General features: G+C 72.3%; 6 protein-coding genes and 1 pseudogene. 6 read left to right on the forward strand and 1 reads right to left on the reverse strand.

Features of this window, described 5'->3' with window-relative positions; genetic code table 11:
- Positions 1 to 450 precede the first annotated feature (450 nt).
- From TR50_RS36035 to TR50_RS49430, 4 genes and pseudogenes are all read left to right on the forward strand, one after another.
- Complete coding sequence (locus TR50_RS36035; protein WP_236654736.1) at positions 451 to 5328, forward strand: type I polyketide synthase; 4878 nt, start codon at positions 451 to 453, stop codon at positions 5326 to 5328.
- A gap of 100 nt (positions 5329 to 5428) precedes the next feature.
- The gene (locus TR50_RS36040; RefSeq protein WP_052441738.1) at positions 5429 to 7702 is read left to right on the forward strand and encodes an MMPL family transporter; all 2274 of its coding nucleotides are present in this window, start codon (positions 5429 to 5431) and stop codon (positions 7700 to 7702) included.
- 106 nt (positions 7703 to 7808) lie between these two features.
- Complete coding sequence (locus TR50_RS36045; protein WP_042432366.1) at positions 7809 to 9035, forward strand: serine hydrolase domain-containing protein; 1227 nt, start codon at positions 7809 to 7811, stop codon at positions 9033 to 9035.
- A 16-nt stretch (positions 9036 to 9051) separates the two neighbouring features.
- Positions 9052 to 9221, forward strand: a pseudogene (locus TR50_RS49430) (helix-turn-helix domain-containing protein); the annotation flags it as partial.
- A 393-nt stretch (positions 9222 to 9614) separates the two neighbouring features.
- Here the strand turns inward: TR50_RS49430 and TR50_RS47315 are convergent.
- Positions 9615 to 9845, reverse strand: a complete 231-nt coding sequence (locus TR50_RS47315; protein ID WP_160311247.1) for a hypothetical protein — start codon at positions 9843 to 9845, stop codon at positions 9615 to 9617.
- Here TR50_RS47315 and TR50_RS36050 point away from each other — a divergent pair.
- Together TR50_RS36050 and TR50_RS36055 are read left to right on the forward strand one after the other, a co-directional pair.
- Positions 9829 to 10359 carry an RICIN domain-containing protein gene (locus tag TR50_RS36050; protein WP_042432290.1) on the forward strand — a complete coding sequence of 177 codons (531 nt, stop codon included), beginning with the start codon at positions 9829 to 9831 and terminating at the stop codon, positions 10357 to 10359. The genes TR50_RS47315 and TR50_RS36050 overlap by 17 nt on opposite strands.
- Before the next feature lie 184 nt (positions 10360 to 10543).
- Entirely contained in the window at positions 10544 to 11074 is a 531-nt protein-coding gene (locus TR50_RS36055; protein ID WP_042432293.1) for an RICIN domain-containing protein, read from the forward strand.
- Positions 11075 to 11330: the final 256 nt, after the last annotated feature.

The raw sequence follows: 11330 nt of genomic DNA on the forward strand, positions 1-11330 counted from the left end.
GGTTCCGTGCGTGCGGGGCGCGCCGCGGGTCGCGGCGTGGGGGCGGGTCCATGCTGGTGCGTGGGTTCGTGCTCACGGGCCCGGGTCCCGCTGGTTCCTCACTTCGGCGGGGCCCGAACGGAGGCGCCTGCGGTTATCCCCCCCGGCCGCGGGCACCGGGGTGCGGTGCTGCACGGAGCGGAGCACCGCACCCCGCTCCTTCACCTTTCCCCTCGCCCTGACGTAACGGGCTGTCAACAAACCTCTGCCGACCGGTTTTCCGCGGCCTGTTCGGGTCTCCAACTGTTCAGTAAGAAAAGCCTGTTGAGGCCGTTTGGTGCCCTCCGCATGAACACTGCGGAGGGGATCTTGTACCGCCGAGAACCGGCTGGCTAGGGTCGTATCACGTGAGCCGCTCGAGCTCCTTTCCTGTGCGGGGAAAGTCAGTACGTACTCAAACTTGGAGTACCGTTGCGTGACATAGCCATCGTCGGTATGGGGTGCAGATTTCCCGGTGCGAGGAATCTCACGGACTACTGGCGCCTGCTGCGCCGGGCCGAGCGCCAGTTCCGGCCGGTCCCGCCGGAGCGCTGGGACCACAGCCTGGTCCACACCCCGGAGGACCGGCGGTCCCGCAACGGGACGTACGCCGACCAGTTGGCGACGATCGATCAGGTCGACCACTTCGACGCCCGCTACTACCGCATGTCGCCGCGTCGGGTCGAGGGCATGGACCCGCAGCACCGGCTGCTCCTGGACGCCTCCCGCGAGGCGCTCCAGGACGCCGGATGGGAGCGGCGCACCTTCGACCGGGCCCGTACCGGGGTGTTCTTCGGTCTCAACCTCTCCGAATACCTCGAACTGGTCCCCGACGTCCGCACCATGGCGTCCTTCACGCTTCCCGGCGTGCTGCTGAACATGGCCGCGGCCAACGTCAGCCAGTTCTTCGACCTCCAGGGGCCGAGCTTCGCCGTCGACGCCGCGTGTTCGGCCACCACGGTGGCGCTGCACCAGGCCGTGGCGAGCCTCACCGTCGGCGAGTCGAGGGTGGCGCTGGTCGGCGGTGCGTATCTGGCCCTGGAGCCAAGGACGTTGCTGGCCTTCTCCAAGGTCGGCGCGGTCTCCGCGGACGGGGTGTGCCGCCCCTTCGACAAGCGCGCCGACGGCTTCGTCCTCGGCGACGGCGTGGGCGTGCTGGTCCTGCGGCCGCTTGAGGACGCGCTGGCGGCCGGTGACCGCGTCTACGCCGTGATCCGCGGCGTGGGCACGTCCAACGACGGGATGTCCGAGGGGCCGATGACGCCCCGTGCGGGAGGACAGCTCCTGGCGCTGGACCGGGCCTACGAGGACGCGGGCTTCTCCGCGCGCTCCGTCGGCGTCTTCGAGGCGCACGGCACGGCGACGGTGGTCGGTGACGCCACCGAGATCGACGCGATCACCCGGGTCCGCAGCGAGGACGCCGCTGAGCGGGGCGTCGTCGAGCGGGTGGACGCCAGCCTCACCTCGGTGAAGTCGCTGATCGGCCACTCCCTGGGCGCGTCCGGCGCGGCCTCGGTGATCAAGGCCGCGCTGATGCTGCACCACCGGACGATCGTGCCGATGCCGCCCACCGACCTCGCCCGCGAGGACGACCTGCGCGAGGCGGGCCTGCGGATCCCGGACAGCCTCCAGCCCTGGCAGCACGACGCCGACACCCCGCGCCGCGCCGGCGTCAGCAACTTCGGGTTCGGCGGCACCAACGTCCACGTCGTCCTGGAGGAGGCCCCGGCCTCCGTGGCCCAGGCCCGGCACGCCGCGCCCGCGAAGCGCACCCGATCCCGTGCGAAGACCGTGCCCGCAGCCGCGCCCGCAGCCGTGGCGGCGGACGGGGCCGGCGACGCCGGACAGCCGCACCTCTTCCTCTTCTCGGCCGGTTCGGTCGACCGGCTGGAGGCGCACCTCGTCCGGTTCCTGGAGACCGTCGCCGAGACGCCGGACATGCCGCCGGCCGGGATCGCCCGCACGCTGGCGACGCGTCGGCTGCTGACGGCGCGTCTGGCCGTCGTGGCGGCAGGGCACGACGAACTGCGCACGCGGGTCCAGCAGGCCCGCTCCGCCCTGGCCCAGGGCCGGGTCGGCGTCCTCGGCGAGGGCGTCCACGCCGCCGCGAGCCCGCTGCCCGAACCGGAGCGCTCGGTGGCGTTCGTCTTCCCCGGCCAGGGAAGCCAGCGCCCCGGCATGCTGCGCGACGTCGTCACCCGCTTCCCGGCCGTGCGGGAGACCCTGCGGGCCTGGGACGCGGCCGCGACCGCGCACGAGGACGGGTTCCCGCTCCTCGACGCGGTCCACGGGCCCGACGCCGACACCCCCGAGGGCCGCGCCCGGCTGACCGGCACGGACGTGTGCCAGCCCGTCCTCGGAGCCCTCGGCGTGGCGCTCGGCTCCTTCGTCCGCTCGCTGGGCCTCACCCCGGCGGTCAGCCTCGGCCACAGCGTCGGCGAGTTCCCGGCAGCGGTCCTGGCCGGCGCGCTCGACGAGGACGAGTGCGTCCGGCTGCTGCTGACCCGGGGCGCGCAGATGCGCCGTGCCGAGTCGCTGCGACGCGGCGGGATGCTCGCCGTCCGCGGCACCGCGGCGCAGGCGGAGGCACTCGCCCGCGACGTCGACGACCTCTGGGCGGCCTGCTACAACCACCCCGGACAGACCGTCTACAGCGGTACCCCGGCCGCGCTGGAGGAGCTGGCCCGGCGCTGCGCGGAGGCCGGGCTGGGCTGCACCGCGCTGGAGGTCTCCAACGGTTTCCACTCCCCGCTGCTGGACCCGGTGCGCGAGGAGCTGGCCGCCGACCTGGCGGCACGCCGGATCAGCTCTCCCGTCGGCGCGTTCGTGTCCTCGGTCAGCGGCGCGGCCGAGACGGACCCGTCGGCGCTGCGCGAGCTGTGGGCCGCCCACGCGAGCGTCCCGGTGCGGTTCGGCGACGCCGTGGCGTCCGCCTACGCGGGCGGCGCGCGGATCTTCGTGCAGGTGCTGGGCGGCACGAGCCTGTTGGGCTCGGTGCGGCACAGCGTCCCCGACCCTTCCGCCGTGCGGTGCCTGGCGCTGACCGGCGAGACCCCCGACGACACGCGCACCCTGCTGGGCGCCCTCGGCCGGCTCGCCGTCGCGGGTGTGGACATCGACGCGACGGGCCTCGTGGCCGCCGACGTCCCGCTGGTCACCCTGCCGCCGTCCCCGCTCGCCGCGACGGGCCACTGGCACCCCCGGGTCGCCTCCCGCGTGCCGGGCCCGCCCACGGTGCCGGGCCTGACCGCTGTCGTGGCGGGCGAGACCGACACTGCCGCGCTCGTGGCGGACACCGCCACCAGGCCGACACCTCCCGCCGCCGAAACGGCCCCGGCAGCGGCCGCGCCCGGAGCCACCCACCCCAGGGCGCTGCCGACGGACCCGGGCCGCGGCGGCACGCCGCCGGGCGCCGTCGAACCCGCAGGACCGTCACGGCGACCCGCCCCGTCCACGCGAAGCCTCAACGGACAGGAACCCCTCATGAACGACGTCGTCACCCTTTTCCGTGACCAGTTGAGTGTGCTCAAGACCCTCGTCGGATCGACCGGGCGGGACGAGCAGGCCCTGAGCGACCCTCAGGCCGCCATGACCGTGCACCCGCTGGTGGAGCAGTGGGGAACCCGCCTGCCGTTCCCCGTCCAGGCCGCCAGACCGGCCGCCGGGGCCCGTGCCGCGGCCAACGGGTCGGGCTCGGCCAGGGTGGCGACGGCGGAGCGCGTCCCGACGGACGCCGCGCGCCAGGCGGACTACCAGGCCGCGCACCAGGCCGAGTACCAGCAGGTCCGCGACCGGGTCTACGCCGAGGTCGCGGCGGTCAGCGCCTTCGCCGTCGACCAGCTCTCGGACGACCTGCTGATCACCCACGGCCTGGGCTTCGACTCGCTGATGGTGACCGAGCTCCTGGAGCGCCTGCGCCGCGCGTTCCCCGCCGCCGCGGACCGGATCGGCCAGGGCTTCCTGCCCGCCGAGCCCACCATCGCCGCCGCGGTGGACGCCGTCGCCGCACTCGTCGGCGTGAGCCGGGTCGACCCCGCCGCAACCGCCGCCGCGGACGTCGCCGCCGTCGCCGTCGAGGTCACCGAGGCGGTCGCCGCCGTCACGGCGGAGCGCAGCATCGAGGACTTCCCCGAGCTGCGCGCGATGGAGAGCCGCATCGCCTCGCTGGGCCAGGGCCCGGGCCGGAACCCGTACTTCCTGCTTAACGAGGGCACGATGAGCGGCACCACCCGGATCGAGGGCCGCGAGCTGATCTCCTTCTCCGGCTACAACTACCTGGGCCTGTCCGGTCACCCCAAGGTCGCGGAGGCGGTCAAGGAGGCCGTGGACACCTACGGGAGCTCGGTCTCGGCCAGCCGGTTCCTGTCGGGCAACAAGCCGCTCCACCACGAGCTGGAGGCCGAACTCGCCAAGCTCAACGGGTGCGAGGCGGCCATCGCGCTGGTCAGCGGCCACGCCACCAACGTCACCGTGATCGGCCATCTGATGGGCCCGGACGACCTGATCGTCCACGACTCCCTGGCCCACGACAGCATCCTTCAGGGCTGCAAGCTCTCCGGAGCCCGCCGCCGCCCCTTCCCGCACAACGACATGGCCGCGCTCGACGACCTGCTGCGCCGCGTGCGGGGCCAGTACCGCCGCGTGCTGATCGTCGTCGAGGGCGTCTACAGCATGGACGGCGACATCGTCGACCTGCCGGCGCTGATCGAGGTGAAGCAGCGTCACGGCGCGATCGTGATGATCGACGAGGCCCACAGCATCGGCACCGTCGGCGCGACCGGCGGCGGCGTCGGCGAGCACTTCGGCGTCGACCGCCGGGACGTGGACCTGTGGTCGGGCACGCTGTCGAAGTCGCTGGCGGGCTGCGGCGGGTACGTCGCCGGCACGCGGCGGGTCGTCGACTTCCTCAAGGCGAGCACGCCCGGCTTCGTCTACAGCGTCGGCATGACCCCGGCCAACACCGCCGCCTCGCTCGCCGCGATCCGGCTGATGCACGAGGAGCCCGAGCGGCTGGGGCGGCTGTGGACGAACTCCGAGATGTTCCTGCGCCTGGCCCGCAAGGCCGGGATCGACACCGGCGACAGCTACGGCACGCCGGTGATCCCCGCGATCGTCAAGGACTCCGCCAAGGCCGTCGCCCTGTCGACCGCCCTGTTCGACCACGGCGTCAGCGCCAACCCGATCCTGCACCCGGCCGTCGCCGAGGAGCTGGTCCGCCTGCGGTTCTTCGTCACCAGCGAGCACACCGCCGAGCAGATCACGTACGCCGTCGACACCCTGGCCGAGCAGCTGCGCCTGCTGAACGGCTGATCGCCTCTGACTCCCGGTGGCCGCCGTACCCGTCGTGCCCGGGCGGCCACCGGGTCCCGACCTGCCAGCGACCCCGACCCACCAGACCAGGAGCGACCCGGTGAACTCCGAAGCCGCCGACCAGAACCAGGCCGGCGCAGCCACGCTCGCCGACCACACGCCCGAGCCCGCCGGCCCGCCGCGCGCCGAGCCCGCGAGCCGCCCGACGCTGCCGCTGCGCAGGCCGAAGACCGTCCTCTACGCGGCGCTGCTCTTCCTGATCCTCGGCGGGATCCTGTCCGGCGGCGCCCTCAAGGCGCTGAAGTCCGGCGGCTTCGACGACCCCGCGTCCGACTCGGTGGCCGCCGCGAAGGTCCTGAGCCAGAAGTTCCCGACGGCCCAGCCCAACCTGGTCGTCGTCGTCCGCGACCCGGGCGGGCACGCCGACGGCCCGGCGGCCGCCAAGGCCGGCGCGGACCTGCTCGCGCGGCTGTCCCGCGACCCCGACGTGCGGATCGACGCCTCCTACTTCCGCACGCCCGTCCCGGCGCTGCTCTCCAAGGACGGCTCGGCCGCCCTCACCGAGGTCACCGTCGCGGGCGACGAGGACCGGGCCGGCCGCACCGTAGCCGACCTGCACACCGCGCTCGCGGGCGAACACGACGGCGTCCAGGTGCAGTTCGGCGGCATCACCCAGATCGACAACGACCTGAACGACACCACCGCGCAGGACCTCGCCACCGCCGAGGCGATCGCGCTCCCGATCACCCTGGTGCTGCTGATCCTGCTCTTCCGGGGTGTCGTCGCGGCCCTGCTGCCGATGGCCGTCGGCGTCACGGCCATAGCCGGGGCGCTCGCCGCGCTGCGCCTGTTGGCGGCCGTCACCTCGGTGTCGGTCTTCGCCACCAACATCGTCACCGCGCTCGGGCTCGGCCTGGCCATCGACTACAGCCTGCTGATCGTGGCCCGCTACCGCACCGAACGCACCCGCGGCGACGGCGACCTGGCCGCGCTCCAGCGCACCATGCGCACCGCCGGCCGCACCGTCGTCTTCAGCGCGACCATCGTGGCGGCGGTGCTCTGCACGCTGACCGTGTTCCCGCTCTACTTCCTCAGCTCCTTCGCCTACGCGGGCCTGGCCACCGTCGCGATCACCGTCCTCGGCGCGATCGGGCCGCTGCCGGCGATGCTGCTGCTCCTGGGCGACCGCATCGACACCTGGCCGGTGCTGCGCGCCCGTGGCACGCCCCGCGCGCCCGAGGGGCGGTTCTGGGGCCGCGTCGCCGCCATCACGATGCGCCGCCCGGCCGTTTGGGGCCTGCTGACCCTCGTCGTGCTGGCGGTCCCGGCACTCCCGCTCGCGCACGCCCAGTTCGGCATCCCGGACCAGCGCGCGCTGCCCGCGGCCGTCGAGAGCCACCAGGTCGCCGACTTCCTCGACGCCGCCTTCCCCGGCGGCCGCGCCGCCGGAGACACCCTGTCCGTCGTCGCCCCCGACTGGTCGGGCGACCCCGACTCGCGGCAGCTGGCCGACTACGCCCGCGCCCTGTCCGCCGTGCCCGGCGTCGAGCGCGCCGACAGCCCCGCGGGCGCCTTCGTCGCCGGACGACCCGTCGCCGCCACCGTCCCGCCGTCGAGCCTGGTCGACGGAGCCTCGGCGCGCATCGACCTCACCAACGAGGTCGTGCCCTACTCCGCGCAGGGCCGGCAACTGGCCGAGCGGATCCGCGCCGTGCCCGTGCCCGGCGGCCGCACCGTCCACCTGGCGGGTCTGGCCGCGCAACTCGCGGACACCATCCACGCCCTGACGGACGGCCTGCCGTGGGCGCTCGGCCTCACCGTCCTGCTCACGCTGGCCCTGCTCGCGCTGGCGACCGGCAGCCTGCTGCTCCCGCTCAAGGCCGTGCTGTTCAACGCGCTCGGCCTGACCAGCGTGCTGGGCGCGATGGTCTGGGTCTTCGTCGACGGCCACCTCGCGCACCTGCTCGGCTTCACCCCCTCGCCGCTGGCCGTCGCCATGCCGATCCTGCTGGTCTGCGTCGCCTACGCGCTGTCCATGGACTACGAGATGTTCCTGCTCGCGCGCATCAAGGAGCGCCACGACTGCGGCGAGGAGAACGTCCTCGCCGTGCGGGCGGGTCTGGGTGAGAGCGGCCCGCTGATCAGCGCGGCGGCGGCCGTCCTGGCGGTCTCCTTCTTCTCGATCGCGGTCTCGCAGGTCTCGCTGGCCAAGTTCTTCGGCCTGGGCACCGGCATCGCGATCCTGCTGGACGCCCTGGTGATCCGCGGCGTCCTGGTGCCGGTCTTCTTCCGCCTCGCCGGCTCCCGTGCCTGGTGGGCTCCGGGCCCGTTGCGGCGCGTCAGCCGCCGCTTCGCCTCCGCGTCGGGCCACTGACGTACCCGAGCGGGCATCCGGGTGGCCCACCCGTCGTGGGCCATCGGGGTGGAGGTCGGAGTGTCCTGCGCGGATGCGGGGGAGCGGCCGCCGGATGGTGAACCACATGACCCGTAAGCGAACCGCGCTGCTGTGCGCCGCCGCCCTGCTGCTCACCTCGACCCCGCTGCTGGCGGGGACGGCAGCCTCCGCCGACGCCGTCGGATCCGCGCGCCGCGGATCCGACTGCGTCGCCTCCCCGGCCCCGGCGCGCGGCCAGGCCCGCGTCATCCAGGACACCGTCGAAAAGGCGCGGCGCGACCTGAAGTTGCGGGCGGTCGTGGCCCGGGTGACCGAGAACGGCCGCGAGCTGTGGACCGGCGCGCTCGGCACGTCGATGACGGGTGTCCCGGCCCGGCCCGACATGCGCTTCCGCGCGGGTTCCGTGGCCATCACCTACATGGGCACCATCCTGTTGCAGCTCGCCGACGAGAAGCGGATCAGCCTCGACGACCCCCTCTCCCGCTGGCTGCCGGAGGTGCCGCACGCCCGCGAGATCACCCTGCGGATGCTGGGCGACACCACGTCCGGCTTCCAGGACTACGTCAAGAACCCGGACTTCCAGAAGGCGCTGCTGGCGCAGCCGTTCAAGCAGTGGACGCCCGAGGAACTGCTCGGCTACGCGAACCCGAGGACGCTGCTCTACCGGCCCGGCACCAACCTCAGCTACTCGCACGCCAACTTCCTGCTGCTGGGCGAGGCGCTCCAGCGGATCACCCACACCCGGCTCGACCACCTGCTGGAGCAGCGCATCTACCGGCCGCTCGGGCTGCACGCGACGTCGAACGGCTACACCCCCGACATCCCGACCCCGGTGCTGCACGCCTTCACCACCGCCCGCGGCACGTACGAGGAGTCGACTTTCTGGAACCCCTCCTGGACCACCGCGCCGGGCGCGGTCATCACCCAGGACATCTGCGACCTCGCCCGCTCGGGCGAGGGCATCGGCACCGGCCGGACCCTCACCCGCCAGGGCTACCGGACCCTGTTCGACCCCGGCACCATCGGGCTCGGCGAGAAGACGGCGCAGTGCCCGCTGTGCATCCCGCAGACCAGGGCCGCCCACTTCGGGATGTCCGTCCTGTGGGTGAACGGCTGGCTCATCCAGAACCCCTCCTTCCTCGGCTACGCCGCGATCATGGCCTACCTGCCGTCCCGGCACCTCTCCATCGCGGTCTCCGCCACCGACACCCCGAACACCTCGACGGACGTCACCAATCTCGCCACGAACGTCGCTGAGGCGGTCTCCCAGCGCCTCGTGCCGGGCAACCCGCTGACCCTGGGCCCGTTCTAGTGCGGTGCTGCTGGCGGTGATCCACCGGTTCAACGAGATCGGCCTGGCCGCTCTGGACCTCGGTGGGCGGGAGGCCGTCCCCGCCTGCTCAGTCCTGACGACGAGGACTTCATCGTCCAGACGGCCACCACCCGACCGACCAAGCTAGGCCAGCCGCTCACCCGCTGGTCCATTCGCAAACTCGCCGCCTAGCGCTTCCTCGACCTCGTCACGGTCGATCGGCAGCCCCACGAACACGATCTCGACGAACACCCCGTCCTCCCTCTCAAGCCGGCGAACCATAGCGGTCACAGCACTAGCGTTCGCGGTCCGGGTCCGGTGGCTCTGTTCGCCTGCCGGCTGTACACGGCCTGGCGCACCGGGCAGCGGGTAGTGGCGATGCGGTACCGCGAGGGATGGCAGCGGGTGTGCCCGCGCCACCAGCGCTGGACGACGACATGCGCGTGATCATGCTCTGCACCCGAGGGCGCTGGCTCGGTCATGCGATCCAGGGTGTTACGTGTCCGTGGTGATTGCATCCACGTTCGGCCGTCCGGCTCGCTGCGGTCAGTGAGCGCGGCGCTGAGGCCGACCATCGTCTCACGGTGCTGGCGGAGCCGTCTCAATCTGCAGGTCAGAGGGATGGGAATCAGAAGAGACGCGGAGACGGCCGCCGGGATTGCTCGCCTTGGCTGCCGCCATACAGAGTGGAGCCGCGCCGCAGACGATCACCGTGCCGATGCCGGACTCGCGCCGCACTCCAAACAACCAGCTCATCTGCTCGGGCACACCCATGATTCGCAGGGGGAATGTCATGATGTTCAAGCGCATGGCCAAGATCGCCACAGTCGCAGCGGCGGCGCTGGTGGCTGTCACTGTCGGCTCCGGTTCCGCCCACGCTGGCTCCAGCTGGGGCCCCATCAAGTTCGGCAACGGACTGTGCCTCGACGTCCCCGGCAGCCACTTCACCGACGGTGCCCAGCTCCAGTTCTGGGGCTGCAACGGTACCCAGGCCCAGCAGTGGTGGATCTGGCAGGAGGACTCCACCCACTTCGAGATCCAGGCCGCCTGGAGCGACGACCCCCAGAAGCGCGTCATGTGCGTGAACAACTGGGAGGGCGGCGACACCACCGGCAACCACATGGCCCTCTACCCCTGCTCCGCAGGTTCCGCGAACGACACGTACTTCAACTGGGTCTTCAAGGGCAACGGCCTCCAGGTCCAGCCGAAGGTCGCATCGATCAACTGCATCAACTCCTGGGGCGGCCTCGTTCAGGGCGCACAGGCCCGCCTGTACCCCTGCGCCGACGTCCAGGAAGAGGACGTCCTGTCCCTCCCGCTGTAACTCCATCACGGCACGCCGCGGCCCCGCCTCCCGATCATCGGGAGGCGGGGCCGCCACCGCAGACCACCGTCATCGCCCCGGTCGGCCGGCGGGCCGTGCCCCGCCTTGCATTCCGTCGTTCCCTCCCCGCCCCCCTCAGGGGAAGTCTCATGCCGATCTCCCCATCACCTACTCGGAGGCCTCCATGCGCAAACGACTGCTCGCCCTGGCCGCTGCGGCGGCCCCGCTCGTCTCCCTGACGATCGGCATCGCTCCGGCCAACGCCGACTCCACCATGACCAACATCGCCGTCGTCTTCTACGGCGGCGCCTACTGCCTGGACATCCCCGGCGACAACGCCGTCGTCGGCCAGGCGCTGCAGGCATGGCAGTGCAACGGCACCGACGCACAGGTCTGGAACTACATCAAGACCGACAGCTACCACTTCGAACTGCAGTCCAAAACGAACACCGCCCTGTGCGCGAACGACTGGCAGGGCGGCGATGTCACCGGCAACGACATCAAGCTCTACTACTGCAACGGCGACGCGGACGGCACCTGGAACTGGGTTCCCAGCTACTGGCTCAACCCCATCCAGCCGCGCTCGGCGCTGAACAATTGCCTGAACATCTGGGGCGGCCTGGCCAACGGCAACCCGGCCAAGCTGTACCCGTGCTCAAAGGACGACAACGAGACGGTGCTCGTCCCCCAGGCGCCCTGGCCACCGGCGCCGTAAGACCCACTCACAGCCGCGGCCTGACCTACCGGCAGTTCGTACTCTTCGCGGCTCTCCTCGCCGACTCCGCCCAGTTCCTCACGGTCCCAGGCGGCGACCGCAGACTCAGCCACGGACCGAGGCAACCGCACGCTGATCCGACCGACCTGCGCATCAAGATGAGCCCCGATCGCAGCCAGCACCGCCGATGACGGCCGGTCGTGGCGGGGGCACCGGATGGGCGGCGTGGCTGCTTGACCCCCCGGGCCCCGCCCCC

The organism is Streptacidiphilus anmyonensis (assembly GCF_000787855.1).
Lineage (GTDB): Bacteria > Actinomycetota > Actinomycetes > Streptomycetales > Streptomycetaceae > Streptacidiphilus > Streptacidiphilus anmyonensis.

Bases quoted from the DNA above. Each gene is read 5' to 3' on its own strand.
- TR50_RS36050 (WP_042432290.1), top strand. From the start codon at position 9,829: ATGATGTTCAAGCGCATGGCCAAGATCGCCACAGTCGCAGCGGCGGCG.
- TR50_RS36055 (WP_042432293.1), top strand. From the start codon at position 10,544: ATGCGCAAACGACTGCTCGCCCTGGCCGCTGCGGCGGCCCCGCTCGTC.
- TR50_RS47315 (WP_160311247.1), bottom strand. From the start codon at position 9,845: ATGCGCTTGAACATCATGACATTCCCCCTGCGAATCATGGGTGTGCCC.
- TR50_RS36045 (WP_042432366.1), top strand. From the start codon at position 7,809: ATGACCCGTAAGCGAACCGCGCTGCTGTGCGCCGCCGCCCTGCTGCTC.